This window comes from Pseudoalteromonas sp. NZS100, from assembly GCF_015864815.1.
GTDB lineage: Bacteria > Pseudomonadota > Gammaproteobacteria > Enterobacterales > Alteromonadaceae > Pseudoalteromonas > Pseudoalteromonas distincta.
The window spans coordinates 59,873-85,249 of sequence record NZ_JADYWM010000015.1; the positions used below are offsets into that span (position 1 = coordinate 59,873).

Here is a 25,377-nt window from a genome sequence, read left to right on the forward strand (position 1 = left end):
TATTACTCCGCTACAGTAAGCTGTTTTGTATTAAGCTGCTCAAGTAAGTGGCTTCTATTTATCTGAGCTTGTTTACCCAAAAGGGCAAAACCTAGTAATAAACCATCAACAGAATAAAACCGAGCAGTTAAACCATCTTCAATCTGCTCTATTTGCCACTCACCAAGTGCCCCTACTGCCGCAGGATAAATAGATAAAGGCATGATTGGAGTTTTCACTATCACTGGTGAACATGTAAAAATAGCTTTGGTCAAGTCGCCTAATAAACAAGAAACCAATGAAGGCACAAGCTGATTAATTGGCGCTATAAATGGCTGCCAGCCTTGACTTGTTTCGGCGCAATCACCCAATGAAAAAATAGTTTCATCACTTGTTTGACCATAGTCGTTAACCTTTATACCTCGGCCAACTTCAAGGCCAGCTTGCTCTGCTAATGCTGTATTTGCTTTTAAGCCAACGGCCGATATAACTAAATCAGCTTCAATTACTTTTCCACTTTGTAAATGTAATTGAGAACTTCCATCAGGCTCAGCGTCAATATGAGAAATACTGTCTTCTAAAAACCAAGAAACCCCAATATCGGTCAATGATTTCTTTAAACGCTCTCCTAATATTTGTGGAATTAAGCGCTCAATTGGCCATTTACCTAAACCAATCACACTCACGTCATAACCACTTGCACTCAAATCGTTGGCAAATTCACAGCCAATTAAACCATCACCTAGAATAGCGATGCGTTTTTTTCCTGTAAGCTCATTTTTAAAACAGCGATAGTCTGTTAAATCATTAATACTTAATACATTACTACAATCGCCAGCAATCGGGATTTTAATAGCAGAAGCACCAGTGGCTAGTACTAACTTGCTATATTCATAGCTGCCAATATTAGTATTTAGGGTCTGCTTATTCCTATCAATCTTTTCTACTCGAGTATGAGGGTAGACACGAATATTAAGCCTTTGCTCCCACTCTAACGCACTTTCATTTTGTAAATCGTCACAACTTTTACCTAATGCAAATGAATTAGATAGTGCCGGTTTACTATAAAGCGCGCCGTTATCAGCAGTAATAACAGTAATAGGGACCGTTGAAGATTGCTTACGAAGTGCTGCCGCTACTTGATAACCACTATGCCCACTGCCAATAATAACAATCGGTTTTAAAGTAATGTCTGATTTTAGGTCTTGTGCTGCAATAGGTTGAGCCTGCTCGATTAGCTCCACATGACTCGCTACTTGAACGTCGTCTTGTGTGATCTCCATCATTTCAAAATCAGCTTTACCTACTAAACAATCTGGGCAAACCCAATCTTCTGGTACATCTTCCCAACGAGTGCCTGGTAAAATGCCATCAGCTGGCCAGCCTTGAGCCTCATCGTAAATAAGACCACAAATAATACAGAGCCATTTTTTCATATCTCTCATCCTACTGACTTTATTTAAAACACTTGTTGCATTCACTGTATTGAATAAAAAAATAAGAAGCGAATGCGAGTAACAAGCCTAAATATTGTTTTAATGTTGCAAACGAATCGCAATATTGCGGGTTTGAACATAGCTATAAATTGCTTCTTGGCCTTTTTCTCGCCCAAAGCCAGACAAGCCCACACCACCAAAAGGGGTTTCAATACCACCGGCAAACCATTCATTAACAAACACTTGGCCACCTCTAAGTTGCTGAGCAACATTAAATACATGGTTTAAGCCCTCACCAAACACACCCGCAACTAAACCAAAGTCGGTTCCATTAGCAATAGCAACAGCTTCAGTGTCTGTATCAAACGGCATAACAACAAGTACAGGGCCAAATACTTCTTCTTGCGCTATTGTCATTTCTGGCGTTGCTTCAATTATGGTTGGTGCTACAAAGTAGCCAGGCATATCAGGTATATAGCCACCGGTGATGATTTTTGCGCCTTCTTTTTTAGCTTGCTCGATCATTGCCATAACACTGATTTGCTGCGCTTTTGAGACAACAGGCGTTAAATCAGCTTGCTCTTCGCCAGAGCCAATCAATAAGCTTTCAGCCATTTTTACCACTGCGTCTTTCACTTCTGTATAACGGCTTTTATGTACTAATAAACGCGACATAGCAGAGCAAACTTGTCCAGCATTAAAAAATATCCCGCTGCGTACACTACTTACAACGTTTTGTAAGTCAGCATCATGTAAAACAATAGCGGCAGATTTACCGCCTAATTCCATTACTGAAGGTGTTGCTCTCGCAGCAGATGCTTTAAGAATATGCTGCCCTGTAGGCACTGAACCCGTAAAAACAATTTGATTTACTTCAGCGTGTTCAACTAAATGGTTACCTATAACTGAGCCTTTTCCGCAAAGTAAGTTTATTGATCCCTTAGGAAAACCACAGTTTTCAAGTGCCCTAATTAAATACACCATGCCTACTGGTGATATTTCAGGGGATTTAATAACTACGGCATTACCTGCAGCAAGCGCCGGGGCTAAAGAGCGTGCACAAATAGACACTGGAAAATTCCAAGGCACTATTTGAACCGATACACCCATAGGCACATATTGAGTAAAATCAATGTAGTCTTTACCAAGCGGAATAGAGGTACCTTCGAGTTTATCCGCCATACCTGCGTAGTATTCAAAATAGCGAGCCGATTCTAAAAATTCGTCTTTAGCATCTTGCAAAGATTTACCATTTTCGCGACATAGCTCGAGCGCCCCTTCATCAGCAATATCTCTTATTGCTTGCGCCGCATTGAGCATCCAGTGTGTGCGCATCGCAGGGCGTATATCGTTTAACTCGCCGCTATTAACGCATTGTCTAGCCGCTGCCATCGCTTTATCTGCATCGTTAATCGTCGCACTGGCAATTGTTGCGTATAACTGCCCAGATGCAGGATTAATTACATCTATATGGGTATCAGCATTAAGCCATTGACCGCCTATATAATTAAGGTAATGTGCCATCACTCTTGCTCCGTCGCCGATTTAACTTGTTTTGCTAACCATGTTTGAAAAAAGTGAGTTGGCTTGTCCATTTCCGGAGAAAAAGCACCACCACCAAATCCAGGAGAGTAACGTCCTTGCTGCATGCCTTCAACCGCAATAATGTCTTCGCTAAATACCACGCGCCAAGACTCAACGGTCGACGTTCTACATGCCGCATATTCATCTTTCATTGCCTCGTCACCCACATAAAAAATGCGTAATCGCTCAACTGTTTTATCGGTATTTACCGGGTCAATCATCATCGCAAATGCATGGTCGGCTTGAATGCCAATTAAAACATTAGGAAATAGCGCAATATATTCGGCTTGACGTAACTTGTCCTCAGGCCAGTTAGGGAATTTAGGTAAGTGTGTACCGGCGGTATCAGAAAGGTTATACGCTAAGCTACCCTGACCAGAGAAATGCTCATTAAACATAATGTTATAATGATCTTCTAACTTAGAGTAACTATTTAAAGCGGGGTGTATCCAAGGTAAGTGGTAGGCTTCACAAAAGTTTTCTATTGTTAGTTTCCAGTTACTATTTACTTCTATTTCAATGTGTCCGCTCATATTTACGCGACGCAATAAATCTAAACCGTCATTACCAATAAATTGTTCCCAACGTTTTTCAAGCGGTGCAATGTGCTCTTCAAAACTTGCAGCATCGCCCGACAAGTTAACAAAAACCATATCCATCCAAATGGCTGAGCGCAGTGCTTTTAACCCATGATTTTCACACTTAAAGCGCTCGTCTTTATGCTTTGCAATACCACCAATATGAGGAGTCCCCTTTAAGTTACCGTCCAGATCGTATGTCCAAGAATGATAAGGGCAGCGGATCATGCCTTGTACTTCACCCTCTTCATGAATCAGCTTCATGCCTCGGTGACTACATACATTATGAAAAACCTGCACATCGCCTTGGCGGTTTTTCATTAGTAAAAGTGGTAAATCCATAAAGTTAATTGGCTTTACGTAACCATTTTTTGTCAAATCAGAAGCGAAACCAACACAGACCCATGTGCTGCCAAAAACCTGATCGCGTTCAAATTTAAAATACTCTGGATTGGTATAAGCCTCATTAGGCATCCCTGTAGCCTCATGAATAGGATTAAGTACACGATCAATCTGCTGAATAGGGATTATTTTTTGTTTTACATTGCTCATGCTATTTCTCCAAACGGTGTGTGTGATGAAAGATAAGTCCTAACTTTTAATTTAAGAAAAACAAATTAAGCGTTTTTATTTAAATTAAACTCTCAGGCCATAACTACATTTTGTTATCAACTGACTTGATTTTGATTAACAACAGTGCACTAAACAAACGATTTTTGCGCCACCTATCGATGAGTTTTTATCATGCATAATTATTAAACTTAACTTTCGACAAAGCTTTAGAGTAATAGCACTAAATTACAGGCATAACTAAAGCTCATGGATTGATGAGAATTTATAATTTGTAATGAGGAAGTAATTTTTCTAGTTTTTAAACACTGTTTAACAAAAAGCAATAAAAAATACACACTCACAGGACAACACATGACACACTCAACAATAAGAGCTAAGTCCGGAATTTTTAAAGGACTCAACCCCACGGTTACCATTGCTTCCAAAGTAATTTTAATCGCCTTTATTTTATTTATTGTGATACTCGCTAATAAAGCAGGTCACTACTTTGAAACTCTCGCTACTTTCTTACTTTATAATATGAAGTGGTTTTCTATTGGCTTAGTTTCGCTCGTGGTCGCCTTTTTGATTTATCTTATGGTTAGCCGTTATGGCCATATTAGATTAAGCGAAAACGACAACGACAAGCCCGAATTTAGCTTTTGGGCTTGGATTTCAATGTTGTTTTCAGGCGGGATGGGAATAGGTTTAGTTTTTTGGTCAGTCGCAGAGCCTATGTGGCATTACGCAGATAATCCATTTACCGAAGGGTTGACCGACGAATCAGCCTCAATGTCGATGCAGCTAACTTTTTATCACTGGGGTCTTCATCCATGGTCACTTTTTGTTATTGTCGCACTAGCCCTCTCTTATTTTTCTTATCGTAAAGGCCTACCATTCACTTTTAGATCTATTTTATATCCTATCGTAGGGGAACGTATTTACGGCCCAATTGGTCATATTGCCGATATCATTACCGTTGCTGTAACTGCCTTTGGTATAGCCCAAACTTTAAGCCTCGGTGTTATACAAATAAACTCCGGATTACAACAAACTTTTGGTATTGATATAAGCCTAACAACACAAACTATTTTAATTGTTACTTTATGTACCATCGCTGTTGGATCAGTGCTTTCAGGGGTTGGCCGAGGTATTCGTTTATTATCTCAATGGAATATGCTGCTTTCTCTATTATTAGTATTAATTGTTTTAGCAATTGGACCTACTCGATACATCTTTAATATTTTTTTCGAAAGCACTGGTAACTACCTTCAAAATATTGTGCAAATGGGATTATGGACCGACACACAAAAAGACACCAATTGGCAAAATTCGTGGACTAGCTTTTACTGGCCATGGTGGATGACCTGGGCGCCTTTTGTAGGCATGTTTATTGCGCGTATATCTAAAGGTCGCACAATTCGTGAACTTATAGGCGGTGCACTGATAGCACCGACAGCCATTGCATTTATTTGGTTATCTGTGTTTGGTGGCAGTGCATTAAAAATAGAGCAAGACGAGCGAAACGCCTTTGAAAAAAATAACGTTGCAGCTCAAGTAAGCAATTCAGAGCAAGTAATTAAGCAAGATGTATTTATAGGTGGAACAGTCCTTAAGGCCACAAAAGAAGACAGCACGCGCGCACTGTTTACATTATTTAATAACTTAGATGAAGGTTTATTAGGGACGATACTCAGTATTCTAGCGTGTATATTGCTCGCAACTTACTTTATCACCTCTGCAGATTCAGGAACGTTAGTCCTGTGCATACTTGATGCCGCAGGCGATACAGAACCACCTAAATCTATACGTGTCTTATGGGGAGTTGCAATTGCGGTGATTTCATGGGTATTAATTTATGCAGGTGGATTACAAGCAATTAAATTTGCCTCCATTATTATTGGTTTTCCTATCTCGATTTTTATTTTAATGATGGGTGTAACGCTATTTTATAGTATTCGACGTGAGCCAAAACCTTGGGCAATGCTTCCACAACATGTTCGCCCAGGTAAAGATCAACTCGACGAACCAATAAAGCATACTAATACAATCAACTAAGCTACTAAATAAGCACTAAATACGCGCTGCTCTTAGGTTTGCTCCTTAGGCAGCGCATTCATACTATTAAATATCAGAATCTACACGCCAAATTCTAACCTCAAAACCGAGGGTAATTAAACGAGTCCTCGTTCACCTACCTCATCTGGAATTTGCTGTAACAACCATTCTCTAAAGTGCTTAACGCTTGTTGGCATACGACCACGATTATTAGGTTCTATCATAGAAAACTTAGAACCTGTAGTAAGTACATGTTCTGTTGGCCGGATCAATACTCCACTTTGTAAGTATTCATCAACTAGTGACCCCCACGCTAATGCAATGCCTTGACCGTTAATTGAAGCTTGTAAAAGCATTGGGTAGTTATTAATGTTTATACGGTTTCTTGGCTCAAGTTGTTCAAGTCCAACACCCGCAAACCACTCTTCCCAGTTAACCCAGCCCATTTGTGTTTCATCTAGGTGTAAAATTGTTTTAGTAAAAATATCTTCCGGTTTAGTTGGACTGCCTATTTTTTCTAAATAAGAAGGGCTACACACCGGAAAAACTTCTTCGCAAAACAACGTTGTTATATTCATATTGGCAGGTTGGGTTCTGCAGTAAAATAAAGCGAGATCACACTCCAAGCGGTTTAAATCGACCTCGTTATCGGAGGCTAAAATACGCAAATCAATATCATCGTGTAAATTTTGAAACTCGGCGACTTTAGGTAACAACCATAACGAAGCCATGGCATTTGTTGTTGCTACAGTTATTTTTTTATCACCTTGCCATTTTTTAACTTGCCCAGTTATATCTGAAATATCAACTAAAGAGCGGCTGATTGCCTGATAATATTGAAGCCCCGTTGGTGTTAAATGAATACTTCGGCTTGCTCTAATAAAAATAGCCTTACCTAAGTACTCTTCTAATTGTCGAATTTGACGGCTAATTGCCCCTTGCGTCACATTTAACTCTTTTGCAGCAATAGTGAAGCTTGAATGTCGTGCAGACGCTTCAAATGCCACTAAACTATTTAACGGCGGTAACGGATTAATTTTCATATAGCTTCCTACTTTGTCTCTACTCAATAGAAAAGACTGACCAACCAATTTGAGAATACATACACGTTTATAAGGTATAAATTAAGGTGAGTAATTTGCAGGTAATTGTTGTGGTCAACTCATTGTTCGCTTGAGTTTTTCTACCAAGTCGATTGCCAGCAACCTATCATCTCAAATAGACTAATTCACTGTAACCGATTATAAAAAGTAATATAAGAGCATAAACTTATTTCAAGCAAAGCTTATGCTCTTCTTTTTTAAAAATAATAACCAATATTAATATTAAAACGGCGCTCAGTTTCATCGCTGTCACCAGCAATTGAGCCACCAACAAACGGCTGGTTTTTAGCGTGTACTAAGTCAAAATAGGTGAACAATCCACCGGCAGCAACTGAAAACCCTGTTACGTTCATCCAAGTATCTGCACTGCTATCAGATTTATCGTAAATTACTCCGTAATCATTATAAAACTGCAAAGCGGTTACAGGCCCCCATTTTACAGGTAAGTTGTAAGCAATATTTGCATTGGTTGTAGTGGCCTCAGCAGCAATACTGTCATAAAACGAGTACGCACCTACAGCCATGGTGTTTGCGTTTTCTATATCGTAATTGTATTCGCCATGTTGAAACTGTAAATTCCACGGCCCTAAATTACTATTCACATGCACTGCCCACGCATAATAATCACCCGCTCTGTCTACACCATCATGTAATCCACCACTTAAAGCAGAAAAGCCAACCTCAGTCTTCCCTTTATCGTGTTCAATATGATAGCCATAACGCGCGGAAAATGTATTATATTCAGCAAGTGGATTATCAAGCTCTGCGTATGTCCCCTCCTGTGCGCCCCTAAAACCCACTACATCATATGAATAACGATCACTACGGTTATCAACATAGCCATCTATGCCACCTAGCTCATCATTTTTAAAAAAGCCTAAATCAAGCTGCCAATTATCTGCTATTTTACGTTTAAATATCACCCCTAAATCGTGGTCATCCTCGAGCCCAATGTAGTAATTAGTACTAAAAAAATAGCTGTGCGAATTATAAGGCCAATTACCAAATGGTACCTTTGTAATACCGGCTTGTACTTGCCAAATGTCAGCAAAATCATATGCTGCATAAGCATATTTAACTGCGGTCATATAATCAAAAAAACGGATCTCGGCATTTAGTTTTACACCACCTATATCGCCTGTAAAATTTATCCTAAAAATATCAAAATCAAAATCCCCACCTCTGTTTTTACTGCCATCCTCGTACGACGTATAACTGTAGTTAGTACGAACAGCCCCACCTACTTTTATTCCTCCTGCTTTTTGCTCAGCTACAACATCTTGCGCTTCGCCACTATTTGATAGTTTTTCAGTATTGCGTTTTATAGCATTTATTTCATTTTTATTGGCGTTTGCAAGCTTAAGCTGTAAATTTTCAACCTGTTGCTGTAATTCGCTTAATTGCTGTTTAACTGTGTCTAGATCATCGCTTGCATTAGCACTACAGGTAACAACCCCCATAGCAACGGCTAAAGCCGATAGTTTAAAAGCTCTCATTGTGTGTCCTTGTGTGCCGTGTTGATGTTTATTATGTGTAGCATTACTCGTTTTTTTATTACTTTTAGCTGTGTATTCACGTAAAAAGGCAATAATACAATTACAAAAAAAACAATAATTCCATTAAAAAGTAAGCCTAATCACACGTTAAAACCAACCGCGTAAAAGCAATAATGCTAATAAAAACAGATATTTTTCGATATTTTAAATATGACTAATAATTATTAACCACATTTATTATTTATTAAAATTAGCTCTCAAATTCTGCTTAACATTTCAGCAACAAACAAACTACTTTTTTGATAGGTCACCATGAGAATTAATCATCAATTAATTCTAAGCGAGGCTATAAGTGCACAGATTTAAAACACAAGGGATGCTGGGCGTTATATGAGGAGTGTTACTTTTATATTGTGATGATGTATGTAATGCATTTTATCAATGCTATAAACACAAAAAAGCCGATGTTGGGGTTTAATCCAACATCGGCTTTTTTACTCTCGCTATTTTATATTATGCTTTAGTAAGCACTTTATAAAAGACCTTATAGAGATAATTCTTCTTTAGCGCGAGATAAGTTGTGCGATACCATTGAGCTGTTAGACAATTTTGATGCCTCGTATAAATCAGCAAGTGCAGCTGTATCGTTATGCGCTTTTAAACGTGCAACACCACGGTTGCTTAATGCGAATGACGTAAGTTGGCGTACTTTAAATTTAGGGCCATCTGCGTCTTTTAAAAGTGCGATTGCTTTAGTACAAATTGCTTCCGCCTCAGCGTAGTTTTTTGACTTAACATTTAGTGCGCAGCTATTAAATGATTGCTCAAGTGGCTGTGGCGCTGTTGCAGTTTCAATAACCATTAATTTGTAATCACTTTGATCAGCCATTGCAGCAGCTGAACATGTTAATAGTGAGCTAAGAGCGATAGTTTTGATAAGTGTAAATTTCATGATTAATTTCCTGTAAGTTAAGTCGTACTTGTTGCCGACAACTGAACTTTAGAGAATTAACACAACTCCGACAAACGATTAAAACAAACCTAATAAGTGAAGAAAATTAACCTATAGACCTTAGTCTAATACGTTTAAACTTTTTCTATATATTTAAATAACTTACGCATCAACAATCGTGCCTAAAATCGCTACTTTACGTTTTAAAATGTATATAATTATTTATGCTTTTTTTTAGTTGGTTTTATTTTAAACACCTTACTTTGGCATAGCTGAGTAACTATCAAACAAATTTATACATTTAATTACATGCAATACTAAGTCATGTATTTATAATTACAGCTCTGGTAACTTTTCATCATTAATGGGTTAACTTTTTTGAAACACATACTTTCTCTTTTTGTTTTATTAAGCACGCTTTTATCATTTAGCCAAAATGCTAACGCAAGGCTTTTGCTCGGTAATGACATGCCTAACACCGGTATGTTTATAAAATCAGAATTTAATGGCGATAGCAGCATTACATCTGCGGGTGTAGAAATGATGGTTAAACAAAATTACAGTAACTTTGGTGTTGTTTTTACAAGCGCAATTGGCGCGGCAGTAATCGATAATAAACAAGGCGAGCAAGAAGAATTTATAACGTGGGACAACGGCATGAAGCTTGGTTATTTTAATGACTTTTTTATATACGCCGAGCTTGGCTTAGATCTGTTCGAACTCGCCTTTAAAAACGATAGGGGCGATAACACCTACCAAATAGAAAAATCGAACAACGACATAGACGGCTACGCAGGTATAGGTGCGGGTTATCACTTTAAGCCATTTAAAATAGAAGTATTTACTCGAGCACGCCAAATAGATGGCGACTACTGGGAAGCACAAGAACATATTTACAGCGGTGTGCAGCTCAGTTTTACGTTTTAATTGCCCTTTTGTTTTATAAGAAAAATAAAAAGCGTGTGAAATACAGCTATTTCACACGCTTTTTAAAAAATTATATTTAACGGATAGTTTTGGCTACTTTGCCAATACTCAAACCCTGAATTAAAATAGAAAACACCACAACCGCATAAGTAAGAACCAACAAAATATCGCGCTCGTTCCCATCAGGTAATTGCAATACCAATGCAACCGAAATACCACCGCGCAAGCCACCCCAGGTTAAAACTTTCCACGCACCAGATGGCAACTCTAATTGCTTATTAAATGTAGTGGTTGTTATACCCACAACAATTAAACGTGCGAGTAACGCGATAAAAATAGTTAAGCCACCAGCAATAAACAAATTACTCGAAAATGCAATCATGACGACTTCAAGCCCTATGAGTACAAATAAAATGGCATTTAAAATTTCGTCAATCAGTTCCCAAAATAAATCAACGTAATGGCGTGTTTTGTCGCTCATAGCCATACTACGACCATGATTGCCCACCATTAACCCCATCATTACCATTGCAAGTGGGCCCGACAAATGCCAATGGCTTGCAAGTGCATAGCCACCAATAACGCCCGCTAAAGTAAGTAGTACTTCTTCTTGGTAACTATCAATACTTTTAAGTAAGTAATATAAAATACCACCTAATACCAAACCAAAAATAATACCGCCACCCGCTTCAACCGCCAGCGTGTGCGCCACATAATAAGTTGTAGGAATATCACCACTTGATAAAACACCCAATAAAAGCACAAAAATAACCACGCCAATACCATCGTTAAACAACGATTCACCCGCAATCACGGTTTCAATACTTTTAGGCGCCCCCGCAGATTGTAAAATACCCATTACCGCAATAGGATCGGTTGGCGAAATTAATGCACCAAATAGTAAACACCAAATAAACGCTAAATCAAAACCGAGCAAAGGGAGTACTAAATAAAGCGCACCGGCAATAATAACCGTTGATAGCAACGTACCAACACAGGCCAAAATACCTATTGGCAATTTATAGCGCCTTAAATCGCTAACATTTACATGTAGCGCCCCAGCAAACAGCAGCATAGAGAGCATGCCATCGAGCAAAACTTCAGTAAAATCTAACTGATCGAGTAAGCTCACTTCGTAATCTATAAGATCATCAAACCCTAAAAAGCCCAAAAATATAGCGCCGATAGATAAAAGCATCGAAATAACCATAACGCCAATGGTTGTTGGCAAGCCAATAAAGCGATGGTTTACATAGGTGAGTAACGCGGTAATTGATAAAAAAATCGCACTTATTTCAAGTACGCTTAGGCTGGTTCCTGGTGCCATGGTTTAAATCTCAATATTTATTTAATGATACCTTGCTCAAAACAAGCAAAGCAGAAGGGTTATTATTTTTTATACGGTTATCTCGCATTATATTCGCGTAGCCTAAACAAGCATACCCAAAATATTAATTATAAATACACACCCTACTCTATTAACATATTTAGGGTATTAACTTACGCATTAAATAAAACAAAAAAGCCCATGTTAGGAATTAACCTAACATGGGCTTTTTTACTCTCGCTATTTTATATCATACTTTTGTAAGTATTTTATAAAGCGCTTATCAAAGATAAGTCTTCTTTAGCGCGAGTTAAGTTATGCGATACCATTGTACTTGTAGACATTTGGTTTGCTTCGTATAAATCAGCAAGGCCAGCAGTGTCATTATTCGCTTTTAAACGTGCAACACCACGGTTACTTAATGCAAATGACGTAAGTTGGCGTACTTTAAATTTAGGGCCATCTGCGTCTTTTAAAAGTGCGATTGCTTTAGTACAAATTGCTTCAGCCTCAGCGTAATTTTTTGACTTAACATTCAGTGCGCAGCTATTAAATGATTGCTCAAGTGGCTGTGGCGCTGTGGCAGTTTCAATAACCATTAATTTGTAATCACTTTGCTCAGCCATTGCAGCAGCTGAACATGTAAGTAGTGAGCTAAGAGCGATAGTTTTGATAAGAGTAAGTTTCATGGTCGTAGTCCTGTTGGTTAAGCCGTGCTTGTTGCCGACAACTGAACTTTAGAGAATTAACACAAAACCGACAAACGATTAAAACAAACCTAATAAGTGAATAAATCTAACCTATAGACTTTAGTCTAATGCCAAATTACTAATTTATGAAAATTGATATTTATAAAAAAAACCAACGAAACTTAAACTTATTGAGTGCGTTTCAGTAACTTAACTACTGACTTACAACTTTAGACTTAAAACCTTTGACTACAACTTCATTAATCCACCAAACCAGCTGTTTAGGCACCAAACGTTTAGCAAAGACTCTAAAAGCTTTCTTAAATTTATACGAGGGATTAAATAATAGGATGGTTAAAAACACTGGTTTCATTTATCACTGACCCAATAGCCGATTTAAGCGGCAGCTATGTTGAGCGTAAACGCATAGCGGCAGAAATGGCCGCTGATGTAGCACGCGCTGAAAACAGCTTTAAAATTTCCCAGTTTGAAGCCAAAGCAAGGCGCTACTTAGGAGCTAGCGCTTTTACTTGCCTTTAAGCGTAAAAGTGGGTCAACTCCTGTAATAAATATTACATTCCCTATAGTAAAAATTTATTCTCAAAAGTCAAAATATCTAAACCCTATATCAATCTCATGTTTATCAATATAAGCAACCAATTCACGATACGAGTTTAAAAGTGGAACCCTATTGCCCCAATTATTCCCTTCAATATCAACTTTTGGGTCAATAAACGTACCATAACTAGAAATTAAGATGTCACCCTCTTCTAAACATAATTTTGTATATTGCCAATCTATATTGAATACCAAATCAAAGGCTGATAGGAAGTTAGATATAAGAAGGTTAATCTCACTATGAGTTTTAAACCCTCCTGACTTTTGGATCGCTAATGCTCACTGATCCTTTCATTGTGCTGGCTAGCGATTAATGGTGTGTCACTGGGGTTGTCATTTTGACGCATTTTTTACAAGGAAGGCGAAAAGGAGTGAACATGTTAGTTTTTGATTCTCAGTTAATAGTTAATTGGTTATTTACCACATAGAAAGCCACTGTGTATAATGACAGTTAAATTTATTAAAGGTTGGTGGTTATTATGGCGCGGGTTACTTGTCCAAATTGTGAAGCTAAAGCAACGATAACATAGCGCGCATGTGGTTAATTTATATTGCTAATGTTCTAACACTAAAAAGTACGGGGCTGCGTTTAGAATTCCCAGTCTTTTGGTCACTCCTTAAATCCACCTTGTAAAACCACCGTGCAACTCGCCGCTGCACTGATAAAAAATTTACCTCGCGAACAACGTCTCGAATTAATTAGACTTTAAGTCTATATATTTTCTAATACCTAAGATCAACTCCTTTATATCATCTTCATTTGAACTCTCTATTTTTGCGGGGAAAGGTAAAATGTTTATAAACGTTATCGGTACGATATATTTTTTATGTAATTCGTTTGCTTCAATTTCAGATAAAAACTTCAATTTTATTTTTTCAAATTTATCTGATTTTCTTTCTTTTAATATACCTGTACTTTTTTTACTAGAATACAAAATGTAGTCAATCAACTCCAGTGTCTCAGTAAAATAGTTAGAATATTTCACATTTACATAATTTAGATATTCAAGCCGTCCAATTAACATTGAGAGTTTAATCCCTAAAACTCTTAAACTTTGGTTTTGTTTCTCAATAAGCTCCAACCAAGCTTCGCTAATGTCACTATTATCTCGAGGGAATTGTAAATGATTGATAGCAGTAGCTGCCATATTTATTACCGTAGATAGTTGTTGCTCTAGTAACGGCAATATTCCCTGTTCCAACTCTAGTAACCAATTTAAAGATGTATTTCTTCTGTGTTCTTTTTTACTTGTTTTGTATGTAATAACTGCAATCACTACCGCCGCTATCGTGAATAAACCACCTAAAAAGCTACCTGCATTACCAAATTTGCTCGCTAAGCCCATAGGGTCAATAAAAATTACAGCTGTGCCAGCAATCCCGATAGCTATGACGATGATCCAAAAATAAACTTCCCAGTAAGGAGATTTTAAATTATCCATGTATTTATCTAGCCTTTTAAACATTCCATTGAATCCATATTCATAATTATTTTATTTATATACATTCTGTTGTATGTAAAGTCTATGAATTTAAGACATAAAAAGGCCGACACTCCATGTCAGCTTCTTTTAAGATTTAAAGTTTTTAATTATATAATAGTCACCTTTAAAGGTAGTCCTTTTTTAGGTTGTGTGAATTGATATTTTGCTAGTTGATCACTCGTCTGACCTAGTGGGGCTGAAAATCGGGTGTTGTCTTGTGTAGGGTGACCGTAGAGTTGTAAACGTTTTTTAGAGTTAAACTCGCGTATATAGCATTCTTTAGGTTTGAGTCCATTATTAAAAAGGTTAGGCCGTCTTTGGTTATGTAAAAATAACTAGCCGCTGGTTATACCCCCTATCAACTAAGTTTTAAAATTGCCATATTTAAAATCAGTTGAACACTTTGAGTTACTTATTAAATCATCGTCTCAACTGTGTTTTGTCAATTAATAGTTTTCAGCTTCTCTTTTTTCTTTACCAAAATTAAAAGCTGCCCTGAACTTAAAACCAATATTAGTTTCCTTAAAAAGCAACTTTTTTATATTATCAAGCTGATCATCTCGATAATGTGTAAAAAGTGGGGTATCTGTTAAAGACAATATATCGTCTCGAATTAGTTCTTCTTCTGCTATAAAAGTACAATCAGAAAAAGAAGTTACATAGTCTTTTAATTCATCTAAAAATGTTACTTGGATGATGTCGATGAATCTGCGCAGATCTTTTTCGCTAACTTTTTCATATATGAAGGCAATAAATATATTTGCTATAAATTCAGACTTATCAATATCAGTAATTGATTCAATGCAAAATAAAATTTTATCGGTAGCGCTATTTAAGTCATCTTGGTTTACATACTTTATTTTGCTAGACATATCTTCACGTTCTTTACCCGTAACATCATCAAGTGTTTCTAAAAAGCGCATTACTTTAACTACAAACATACGGTCTCTAATAGAGTCACTCAAATTCCATGCTTTTAGCAACGTACTCACGTAAGGTATATCTTTAGCTATTCCTGTTAGTAGCTGACTTTTAACTGCGACCTCAGTTAATTCGGCTGCTAGCTCAACGCCTTTATTCATATCAACTCCTTATTTTATCACTTACATATGTCCCAGCTAATTAAGTAGTTAACGGTTACATTTGTCCGTTTTAGTTTAGTGCATAATAATCGCAATGACTAATTCTCGTTGCTACACCGCTTAATACTAATCTAGGCTAATCTAAAGTACCAACAGCGAAAATATATTTTCTAATTTTTGAATATAGTCTATTAGCTACTGAAATACATCGCCGTTGGGTTCTTGCTGGTAGCTAGTGCAAATTTCGGTGGCGAATACGCTGTTATTACTTTTTCCACACTGACCGTATTGGGTTTAGGCTTTGCCTTATCGAATTTAGTAATAAACAGGCAGTGCTGATCTTCTGCATAGCCTTTTGACAAAAGTCCTGGCAACTAATATATGCCTTTGGCATGAGTACTTTTGAAATTTAAATTGTCATTTCCTTTTATACGACATAAAATCCAGTGTCCACCAATCGTTATTGCTAATTGCTGAAACACTCCCTATTTAATGAAAGTTACTAGTTCCCAATCGCTAATGGTGATTAGGCCTCTGTTATTTCGTGTTGGAATAAGCGTTGTACGCCTTCCTCTTCCTGCATGCTTATAAATTCGCGGGTTTCGGTCCAATCTTCGTCGGTGAATAACCAACAGCCATCTTTTGCGCTGATAGTTTCAGCTGTTGCCTCGATTGCTAAACGTTTTTCGTGCTTAAATTGCGCTGCTGCGTCTAATACTTGTCATTGGCGGTCTCTTACTTTGTAAATTTGGCCGTTTATCACGTCCCTTTCACCACTATTTAGATCGTTTATTAAATCATCAAGACTATATTTTGAAAAACCCACCATATCCAGTAATAATTCGGCGCTATAGGCATACAATTATTACTACAAGCCCAAGATAGATCCGCTTCGTCGACGTTGGTGTTGTCCTTAGCATTGAGTTTTTCGGTAGTGCCTTTGAGTTGCCTTCTCCATTCTACTAGGCGAGTTTTAAGGCTTGTTTGAGTCATTACGTTATATATGTTTTCAAGTGTGCATTTAAGCACGGCCTATGCTTATGCCACCTCTGACTTTTACGTAGCCTTTCTAGTTGGCGGTACCTGCAGCGTACTGAACCCTGAAACGATAGTGGTATTGCCAAGTAATAGTCCCCTTAGCTGATACCCTTACACTTAAACTATCTCTATGCGATAATACGTACAGTGTTTGATTTTTACCTAGCAGCTTTCTTAATTTGGTGTCACTGATTGCCATTTAATTTTTTATACACAGTTAGCAAAAAATTGATACACGAAACTATACACACAACGCGCCAATTACAAGAAACTCGAAAATACAAAAAGAAACTTAGTAGCGCTAATAACCCGTAAATATAAAGGGCTAAGACATAGAATGAATAATGAAAGCTATCAAGAGAATCAAGCAACAATCTATTGGCACGACTACGAGACTTGGGGGGCGAGCCCTCAAAAGGATAAGCCGAGCCAATTTGCGGGTATTCGTACCGATCTTGATTTAAATATTATTGGCGAGCCACTTATTGAATATTGTAAGCCGCAAGCGGATTACTTACCTCACCCTGAGGCGTGTTTAATAACGGGTATTACGCCACAAGTGGCGATGAAAAAAGGCTTAGTTGAAGCTGAGTTTATAGCAAAAATTCATGCCGAATTTAGCGTACCAAACACCTGTGTCGCCGGTTATAACAGTATTCGGTTTGATGACGAAGTAAGTCGTTACAGCTTTTACCGTAACTTTTACGACCCATACGAGCGTGAATACAAAAATAACAATAGCCGCTGGGATATTATTGATTTAGTACGCGCTTGTTACGCGCTGCGCCCTGAAGGCATTGAATGGCCGTTAAAAGAAGACGGCAGCCCAAGCTTTAAGCTAGAGCACTTAACAGTAGCAAATGGTATTGAACACGCCGCAGCGCACGATGCACTAAGCGATGTAACCGCCACTATTGCACTGGCTAAACTAATAAAAGAAAAACAGCCAAAGCTATATACCTTCTTTTTTGGTTTGCGTAATAAAAAAGCCCTTGCTGAATTGGTTGATGTATTTAACATGACGCCGCTGGTGCATACCACGTCGCGTATACCTGCAACACAAGGCTGTACAAGCTGGGTTGCACCAATGAGCTTTCATCCGGTTAATAAAAACGCGGTTATTTGTTTTGATTTAACCCAAAACCCGCAAGTACTCATTGATTTAAACGTGGAAGAGTTACGCAAACGTTTATACACCAAACGTGTTGATTTAGCCGAGGGCGATTTACCTGTTGGCTTAAAACTGGTGCATTTAAACAAGTGCCCTATTTTAGCCCCAGCTAAAACATTATTGCCTGAAAACGCCGCCCGCCTTGGGATTGACCGCGAGCAGTGCTTAGCTAACTTAGCTATTTTAAAAGCCAATACCGACCTTCGCGATAAAGTAACCGAAGTGTTTAACGAGCAAGGCGATTACAGCGCAACTACTAACGTTGACTACTTACTTTACGATGGGTTTACAAGCCATGCTGACAAAGCTAAATTTGCGATTATTCGTGATGCTAAACCAGATGAATTGGCTGGGTTGAAGTTAGACTTTGAAGATAAAAAGTTTAATACGTTATTGTTTAGATACCGCGCCCGTAACTGGCCTGAAACGCTAAACCAGCAAGAGCTTGACCAATGGCGCCAGTATTGCCAAAACAAGTTAATGCACGGAGAAGATCAACCGTCGATTAATGCGCAAGATTTTATGATCACCCTTGAAAACCTAGCGCATGAACATGACGACAGCGAAAAAAATCTTACAATTTTAAAGGCGTTGTATAACTACGCACAAAGCATGTAATTTTGTTTGTATAACGCATTAAAAACGCGACGCTTTAGCAATAAAGCGTCGCGTTTTTGTTTATAAATATCTGTACCACTTCAAACAAAGCAAAATCTATTTCACAAAGAGAAGCGAATGAGGAGTAAATGAGAAGACATAAAAACAATAAATTTTAGATCTATTACTTCCTCTAAAAGCGCAGCGCCTCTAAACCTCTTTGTGAGTAAATTACTTTACGGACTTTGCCCGTCACGCTAGCTTGGCGTCTACATCGACATACTCAACGTAAACGTTACTTTTTATGCAGCGCTTCAATGCGTGCTAGTAAGCTTGAGGTGTCGTATCTGCCGCCGCCGAGTGCTTGTACGTCGGCGTAGTATTGATCGACCGTTGCGGTCATTGGTAAAGTAGCGCCGTTGTTTTTAGCTTCATCGAGTGCAATACCTAAATCTTTACGCATCCAATCTACGGCAAAACCAAACTCATATTCACCCGCCCACATTGTTTTGTAGCGGTTTTCCATTTGCCACGAACCGGCTGCACCTTTAGAAATGGTTTCTATAACTTTTTCGCCATCAAGCCCAGCTTGCTTGGCAAAATGTAAGCCTTCGGCTAAACCTTGCACTGCGCCAGCAATACATATTTGATTAACCATTTTACAAAGTTGCCCCGAGCCAACGCCGCCTAACAGTTGGCTAAAACGACTAAACGCCGCAATAACTGGCTGCACTTTAGCAAATACGGCTTCGCTGCCACCCGCCATAACCGTTAATACGCCGTTTTCGGCGCCAGCTTGTCCGCCCGATACAGGCGCATCTATAAAGTCGATATTTTGCAGAGCCGCTTTTGCAGCCACTTCGCGTGCTACTTCGGCAGAGGTTGTGGTGTGATCAACCAAAATAGTGTGCGGTAACATGCCCGCTAACACGCCATCGTCGCCATACACTACTGAGCGTAAATCGTCATCGTTACCAACACACATAAATACAATGTCGGCATTGCTGGCAGCTTCGCGCGGGGTTGGTGCAAAGCTTCCTGAGAATTCTGCAGTCCACGTTTGTGCTTTAGCTTGAGTACGGTTATAAACGCATACGCTGTGCCCTGCTTTTGCTAAATGCCCCGCCATTGGGTAACCCATTACGCCTAAACCTATAAATGCGACTTTCATTGACATAAAAATGACCTATTTAACTGATAACTTAGAAACTAGACCTCGATTATGTCAACCGGTCGATAAAAAAGCGAATGAAAGTCTTTATAAAATTTCCTTAACGGGAAAGGTAAGTAGGTAACCTATGGACAGTATTTATCAATTTAATGCACCACTTTATAACAGCGAAAATTTTCCTCTTAGCCAGTTACAGGGCAAAACCGTCCTTATTGTTAATACAGCGAGTAAATGTAATTTTTCGGTGCAATTAAACGCACTCGAAAAGCTCTATCAGCAATACAAAAGCAATGGTTTTACTGTGCTTGCGTTTCCGTGTAACCAGTTTGGCCAAAATGAGCCGCTTGATAATTTAGCCATTAAAGACTTTTACCAAGATCAATTTAATATCTCGTTTGAGGTATTTGGTAAGGTAATGGTAAACGGGCCAGAAACACATCCGTTGTTTAATTATTTAAAGTCGCATACGCGGGGTATTTCGCAAAACCGTGCAATTAAGTGGAATTTCACTAAGTTTTTAATTAATTCACAAGGGCAACTTGTTGCACGCTATGCACCGCGTACTAAGCCCGAAACGCTTAAACAAGTAATAGAAAATAACTTACTGCAAGCAGCTAAGTTAAGCGCAGCAAGAGGTGGTAAAAAGGTAGCATCAAAAATACCTTTGTTTACGCCAGCTAAGGCTTAATTTAAATCAATAAAATGCGTGTTACTAAAGCACAGGTTTATAAAGTAGTTTATTGTATTGATACTTATTAAGCGTCGAGGCTATTACCATGAACATTGCTTTTTTTAGTACACAAAAGTACGAACTGCCTTTTTTTGAACAAAGTACACGCGATCACCGTGATATAAAAATAACGTATTTTGAGCAATCCCTGAGCGAACAAACGGCTATTTTAGCAAACGGGTTTGATGCCATATGCGTATTTGTAAACGACACTGTAAACGCCACGGTTATTGAACAACTGGCAAGCCAAGGCATAAATACTATTTTGCTGCGTTGTGCAGGATTTAATAATGTTGATTTACCTGCAGCAAAAGCACATAAAATTAAAGTATTACGCGTACCAGCATACAGCCCAGAAGCAGTAGCCGAGCATTGTATTGCACTTATGCTGACGCTTAGCCGTAAAACCCATAAAGCGTATAACCGCGTACGCGAAGACAACTTTGATTTAAACGGATTGCTTGGTTTTAACTTGCACAATAAAACCGTGGGTATTGTAGGTTGCGGTAAAATTGGCCTTGCGCTGTGCAACATTTTAAATGGCTTTGGCGCTAAAGTATTAGTGTGCGACCCTTATGCAAAACCAGGTAATTATACAATTACCGATATAGACACCTTACTTAGCCAAAGCGATGTGATTTCTTTGCATTGCCCTCTAACGGAACAAACTCATCATTTAATAAATGACGAGGCGTTTAGTAAAATGAAAACCGGCGTTATGCTTATTAACACCTCACGAGGCGCACTGCTTGATAGCAAAGCATGCATAAATGCGCTTAAAACTAAAAAATTAGGGTACTTGGGGCTCGACGTTTACGAGCAAGAGTCGGAGCTGTTTTTTAAAAACCACAGCGACGAAATAAACCAAGACGATATATTTTCGCGCTTAGTGAGCTTTAAAAATGTATTAGTAACGGGGCATCAGGGCTTTTTTACCCAAGAAGCACTAACCGAAATAGCAAACACAACCCTACTAAACGCGCTTGAAGTAAATGAAGGTAAACCTTTAACTAATGAGGTTTTATAAAGTTCTTGGCTATACCTAAATAACAGGCATAAAAAAAGCGAATAAGGTGAGCCCTATTCGCTTTTTTGTTTAAAAATTCACTTTAAATAGAGCTTAGCCAAACGCGACGTTTGCAAATACTAAGGTCATTAATATTGGGCAAACAAAACGAATATACTGAGCAAACCAGTAATGTACGCCGGTTGTTGCTTGATGTAATTTATTACCACGCTGCCACATCCAACCTACCGTAATAAAGTAAAACAAGCCCATAAGCGGTAATTGGTATTGGGTAAATAGCATAATAACTAAGCCAAATAACCAATCAAAATTTAATATAATTGCGCTTGCACACACAAGTACAACGGCGCTCACTGCCCATGTTGCTTTAGTGCGACTAACGTTGTGGTTTTCGACTAAAAACGCTACCGGAATTTCAGTCGTCGATATAGTTGACGTAACCGATGCAATAGACATTAATACAAAAAACAATAAACCAACTAATAAACCAATTTCGCCCATGGTGCTAAATAGCTCAGGTAAAATAGCAAAAATTAGTTGCCCTTCGCCAATCAGTTTACCGCCACTAAATACTTCAACACCGTTGTGCTGCGCCACATAAATAGCAGGAATAATAAGTAATCCCGCTAAAAAAGCAACGCCAGTATCAAGTAGTGCAACACCTGCTGTGAGCTTTGGTAAATTAGCATCTGGCTGTAAATACGAGCCGTAAATCATCATACAACCCACACCTAGTGAGAGCGAAAAGAACGCTTGCCCCATTGCGGCAATAATTAAATTAGGGTCGAGTATCTGGCTAAAATCAGGTATTAAATACGCGGCAAAACCTTCGCTTGCGCCTTCGAGTGTTGCAATGTAGGCAATTAAACCAACTAGCAGCACAAGTAACAGTGGCATTAAACGGCGCGACCAGGTTTCGATTCCCGACTTAACCCCTTTTAAAATAATACTGGCAGTTAAAATAAGCATAAGCGGCGTAAATACAAAATTACGCAGCACTGAGTCGCTATGTAAAAACTCGCTTGCGCCTGTAAACCCAAAAAAGGTTGTTATGGGTTCAATAGCGTACGAAAGCATCCACCCTGCCACTATTGAATAAAAACTTAGCATAACAACTGCGCCTGCAAGGCCTATGTAACCGGCTGCTGCACCTACTTTACGGCTAGTGTTTTGCCATGCATCGCCCAATGCTTTTACCGGGTTAGCTTGTGCTTTGTGACCTAAATAAAGTTCGGTATACAGCGCAGGAAGCGCAAGTAAAAATATAACAATAAAATAAACCAGTAAAAAAGCACCGCCGCCATGGTTGGCCGCTTGCGTAGGAAAACCCCAAATATTACCCAAACCCACTGCTGCGCCAGCAGCGGCTAAAACAAAACCAAGTCGGCTTTGAAACCCATCACGCACTTGTGCCATACATCTACAAATCTGTTATTATTTTGATTATTGTGAATTAAACCATATTTCATGCCAGCTGAGTAATAAAATTGTACCCAGCCTTTATTAGTGGCGTTAACCGTTCACAATATCAGCGACTTCTTTTGCTTTAGGGCTTTTATGACTGAACACTATTTTAAAAACGCCTTGAGTATTACTTCAACTCAATTGGCAAATTTGTCTTTAGCGAGTAACAGCATTTTATTATTTAATGCTAAAACACTTGAGCTTAGTGACTTTAATTTGCCCGATTGCTTAAGCCCGTTTGAGTTAAACATTATAAACTGCCGTAAAAGCCCACAAGCTAAGCAAGAGTATTTAGCTACGCGGTTATTGTTAAAACACCTTATTAAAGTAACGCAGCCGCAACATGCGCACGTAGCCCTTAATAAAATAAGTACCGAATTTGACGAGGCAAGCTCAAAGCTGCAAATACACGTAAATGGTGATGTTATTAATACCTGTATTTCGCACTCGCATGGTTTAGTTGGGGTCGCGCTAAATTTTGATAAAAGTGAGTTTGGGTTTGATATTGAAAAAGTAAGCCTAAAGCGCCCGTTTGAAAAGCTCGCTAAGCATTTTTATCATAATGATGAAATTACACTTATTACCGAGCCTACTAATACCCAAGCCCAAGCAGATACGTTTTTTAGAATTTGGACATTAAAAGAGTCACTTGCTAAAGCCACCAGCCGCCCTATTGCAAAATTACTTAGCCCCAATGTGTTTGACGAATTACATAGTGCAAAGCTGAGTGCTTGCAGTAATCGCGTTACTGTAGCTGATAGCAGTGACAGTAATGTTTGTTTTGATGTGAGTGTGGTGCATAGAAAAAGCATCGACTGGCGATGCTTTTTATTAACTGATTTTGTTAAGTAACTTTATTAAGTGACTTTACTAGTTAACTTTACTAGGTGATTATCCTGAATAACAGTTACTTACGCAGCAAAATCGTTTTCTAATAAACGGCTATGGATAGACTGTACTACGTTATCTGACTCAGTTTGCTCTACTAAAAAGCACAGGTTGTGCTTACTAGCACCGTGACAAATTAATCGAATGTTAAAATCTTTTAGCACACTCATTAAGTTCATTTCGTGTTGGCGTAATTGAATCTCAGAGCCAATAAGTGCCACCAATGTTAGGTTGTTTTCTACCGAAACATGGCAAAACTCTGCAAGCTTATCTAGGCATTCTTGATCAAGCTCTGGGCGCGAGGCGTTTTGCGCGTTATCAAGGGTTATAGCTACACTGATTTCTGATGTGGTTACCAAATCTACCGATATATTGTATTCACTTAATAGTGTAAATACGCGTGCTAAAAAGCCGCTTGCTAGGAGCATTTCTGGGCTTTTAAGCGTAAGCAATATTTGGTTTTTACGTTGCGTTACTGCGCGTATACCTGGTTGCTGCGATTTTTCGCGCTCAATCCACGTACCGCCACGCTCTGGCTCGCGGCTAGAACCTACAAACACGTTAATGTGGCTACGGCTCGCTGGTAAGATAGTTGCTGGGTGTAATACTTTTGCGCCAAAGGTTGCCATTTCAGCGGCTTCGTCAAAACTTAAGCGTGCAATAGGCGTCGCTTTTGCGCACAAACGCGGGTCGGTGCTAAAAATGCCCACTACATCGGTCCAAATATGCACGCTTTTAGCGTTAATCGCCTCTGCTAGTAATGCAGCGCTATAGTCTGAACCACCTCGTCCTAGCGTTGTGGTTTGGCCGTATTCGTCACTACCAATAAATCCCTGAGTTACAATTACTTGAGCGTCTAATAACGGAATTAAATGCTCTTTAGCAGCTTGCGCTGTGGCTGCAACATTGGGCGTTGCTTTGCCAAATTGGCTGTCGGTTTTAAGCACCTTGCGCACATCAAAGCGATCGGCATTTAAACCTTGTAAACGCAGTACCTGAGCAAACAAATACGACGATAAACGCTCACCAAAGCTAAGTAGCTCGTCGTGTTGCTGATCGGTTGTTAGTGGCTCTTGAGCCAATGTTTGAAATGCTTTTAAGGTTTCGTTAAAGCCAACCGCTAAATCGGCATCTAGCGATAATTCATCTAAAATAGTTTGTTGAATAGCAAGCACGCCGTTTATGTGTTCTTGGCGCTCACTTGAGGTAATGCTTGATTTACACAGTGCAACTAAGTGATTAGTTACGCCGGCACTGGCGCTCACGGCAACAATACGTACGCTTTTATCTGCAACAATAATTTCGCTACAGCGACTCATCGCTTCAAAATTTGCAACACTGGTTCCGCCAAATTTGGCAACGATGTAATCTGATTTTGCGCCTGATACTGTTTGTGGCACTGATTGGGTAGTCATTTAGTCTCCTT

At 38.8% G+C, this 25,377-nt stretch carries 19 protein-coding genes and 1 pseudogene; 6 read left to right on the forward strand and 14 right to left on the reverse strand.

Features of this window, described 5'->3' with window-relative positions:
- Window positions 1–2: 2 nt before the first annotated feature.
- From I6E69_RS14980 to I6E69_RS14990, 4 genes and pseudogenes are all read right to left on the reverse strand, one after another.
- Entirely contained in the window at window positions 3–1,265 is a 1,263-nt protein-coding gene (locus I6E69_RS14980; RefSeq protein ID WP_331459129.1) for an FAD-dependent oxidoreductase, read from the reverse strand.
- Window positions 1,254–1,415, reverse strand: a pseudogene (locus I6E69_RS20705) (rubredoxin); the annotation flags it as partial. The pseudogene I6E69_RS20705 and the gene I6E69_RS14980, both read right to left, overlap by 12 nt.
- Window positions 1,416–1,514: 99 nt before the next feature.
- On the reverse strand, window positions 1,515–2,939 hold the full coding sequence (locus I6E69_RS14985; RefSeq protein WP_197121589.1) for an aldehyde dehydrogenase family protein: 1,425 nt from the start codon (window positions 2,937–2,939) through the stop codon (window positions 1,515–1,517).
- Window positions 2,939–4,129, reverse strand: a complete 1,191-nt coding sequence (locus I6E69_RS14990; protein ID WP_010553492.1) for an aromatic ring-hydroxylating dioxygenase subunit alpha — start codon at window positions 4,127–4,129, stop codon at window positions 2,939–2,941. The genes I6E69_RS14985 and I6E69_RS14990 overlap by 1 nt, the downstream gene beginning before the upstream one ends.
- Window positions 4,130–4,501: 372 nt before the next feature.
- On the opposite strand from I6E69_RS14990, the gene I6E69_RS14995 reads away from it, so the two are divergent.
- Window positions 4,502–6,187, forward strand: a complete 1,686-nt coding sequence (locus I6E69_RS14995) for a BCCT family transporter (RefSeq protein WP_197121567.1) — start codon at window positions 4,502–4,504, stop codon at window positions 6,185–6,187.
- Window positions 6,188–6,303: 116 nt separating this feature from the next.
- Here the strand turns inward: I6E69_RS14995 and I6E69_RS15000 are convergent, their stop codons facing one another.
- The 3 genes from I6E69_RS15000 to I6E69_RS15010 all read right to left on the reverse strand — a co-directional run bounded on the left by I6E69_RS15000 (window position 6,304) and on the right by I6E69_RS15010 (window position 9,738).
- Window positions 6,304–7,230, reverse strand: a complete 927-nt coding sequence (locus I6E69_RS15000) for a LysR substrate-binding domain-containing protein (RefSeq protein ID WP_039488158.1) — start codon at window positions 7,228–7,230, stop codon at window positions 6,304–6,306.
- A 257-nt stretch (window positions 7,231–7,487) separates the two neighbouring features.
- Window positions 7,488–8,786: a porin gene (locus I6E69_RS15005; protein WP_197121568.1), complete on the reverse strand. Its 1,299-nt coding sequence runs from the start codon at window positions 8,784–8,786 to the stop codon at window positions 7,488–7,490.
- Between the two features lie 544 nt (window positions 8,787–9,330).
- The gene (locus I6E69_RS15010; protein ID WP_024609350.1) at window positions 9,331–9,738 is read right to left on the reverse strand and encodes a hypothetical protein; all 408 of its coding nucleotides are present in this window, start codon (window positions 9,736–9,738) and stop codon (window positions 9,331–9,333) included.
- A gap of 378 nt (window positions 9,739–10,116) precedes the next feature.
- Here I6E69_RS15010 and I6E69_RS15015 point away from each other — a divergent pair, with 378 nt between their 5' ends.
- A complete protein-coding gene (locus I6E69_RS15015) occupies window positions 10,117–10,665 on the forward strand; it encodes a hypothetical protein (protein ID WP_197121569.1) in 549 nt (182 codons plus the stop codon).
- A 76-nt stretch (window positions 10,666–10,741) separates the two neighbouring features.
- On the opposite strand, the gene I6E69_RS15020 is transcribed toward I6E69_RS15015, so the two are convergent.
- The 4 genes from I6E69_RS15020 to I6E69_RS15035 form a co-directional block, all read right to left on the reverse strand.
- Window positions 10,742–11,992 (reverse strand): sodium:proton antiporter, encoded by a 1,251-nt coding sequence (locus tag I6E69_RS15020; RefSeq protein WP_197121570.1) that lies wholly within the window; start codon window positions 11,990–11,992, stop codon window positions 10,742–10,744.
- 269 nt (window positions 11,993–12,261) lie between these two features.
- Window positions 12,262–12,681, reverse strand: a complete 420-nt coding sequence (locus tag I6E69_RS15025) for a hypothetical protein (protein ID WP_197121571.1) — start codon at window positions 12,679–12,681, stop codon at window positions 12,262–12,264.
- Window positions 12,682–13,994: 1,313 nt separating this feature from the next.
- Window positions 13,995–14,741: a hypothetical protein gene (locus tag I6E69_RS15030; protein ID WP_197121572.1), complete on the reverse strand. Its 747-nt coding sequence runs from the start codon at window positions 14,739–14,741 to the stop codon at window positions 13,995–13,997.
- 488 nt (window positions 14,742–15,229) lie between these two features.
- A complete protein-coding gene (locus I6E69_RS15035; RefSeq protein WP_197121573.1) occupies window positions 15,230–15,865 on the reverse strand; it encodes a hypothetical protein in 636 nt (211 codons plus the stop codon).
- Window positions 15,866–17,240: 1,375 nt separating this feature from the next.
- Here I6E69_RS15035 and sbcB point away from each other — a divergent pair.
- The gene (gene sbcB, locus I6E69_RS15040; RefSeq protein ID WP_197121574.1) at window positions 17,241–18,692 is read left to right on the forward strand and encodes an exodeoxyribonuclease I; all 1,452 of its coding nucleotides are present in this window, start codon (window positions 17,241–17,243) and stop codon (window positions 18,690–18,692) included.
- 274 nt (window positions 18,693–18,966) lie between these two features.
- Here sbcB and I6E69_RS15045 read toward each other — a convergent pair whose 3' ends face one another.
- Window positions 18,967–19,848, reverse strand: a complete 882-nt coding sequence (locus I6E69_RS15045; protein ID WP_197121575.1) for an NAD(P)-dependent oxidoreductase — start codon at window positions 19,846–19,848, stop codon at window positions 18,967–18,969.
- A 121-nt stretch (window positions 19,849–19,969) separates the two neighbouring features.
- Between I6E69_RS15045 and I6E69_RS15050 the strand changes: the two genes are divergently transcribed.
- A complete protein-coding gene (locus tag I6E69_RS15050) occupies window positions 19,970–20,530 on the forward strand; it encodes a glutathione peroxidase (protein ID WP_197121576.1) in 561 nt (186 codons plus the stop codon).
- Between the two features lie 88 nt (window positions 20,531–20,618).
- Window positions 20,619–21,599, forward strand: a complete 981-nt coding sequence (locus I6E69_RS15055; protein WP_197121577.1) for a 2-hydroxyacid dehydrogenase — start codon at window positions 20,619–20,621, stop codon at window positions 21,597–21,599.
- A gap of 93 nt (window positions 21,600–21,692) precedes the next feature.
- Here the strand turns inward: I6E69_RS15055 and I6E69_RS15060 are convergent, their stop codons facing one another.
- Window positions 21,693–23,015 carry a sodium-dependent transporter gene (locus I6E69_RS15060; protein ID WP_197121578.1) on the reverse strand — a complete coding sequence of 441 codons (1,323 nt, stop codon included), beginning with the start codon at window positions 23,013–23,015 and terminating at the stop codon, window positions 21,693–21,695.
- A gap of 141 nt (window positions 23,016–23,156) precedes the next feature.
- Here I6E69_RS15060 and I6E69_RS15065 point away from each other — a divergent pair, with 141 nt between their 5' ends.
- On the forward strand, window positions 23,157–23,915 hold the full coding sequence (locus I6E69_RS15065) for a 4'-phosphopantetheinyl transferase superfamily protein (protein WP_197121579.1): 759 nt from the start codon (window positions 23,157–23,159) through the stop codon (window positions 23,913–23,915).
- A gap of 59 nt (window positions 23,916–23,974) precedes the next feature.
- Here I6E69_RS15065 and lysC read toward each other — a convergent pair whose 3' ends face one another.
- Window positions 23,975–25,366: a lysine-sensitive aspartokinase 3 gene (gene lysC, locus I6E69_RS15070; RefSeq protein WP_149602448.1), complete on the reverse strand. Its 1,392-nt coding sequence runs from the start codon at window positions 25,364–25,366 to the stop codon at window positions 23,975–23,977.
- Window positions 25,367–25,377 lie beyond the last annotated feature (11 nt).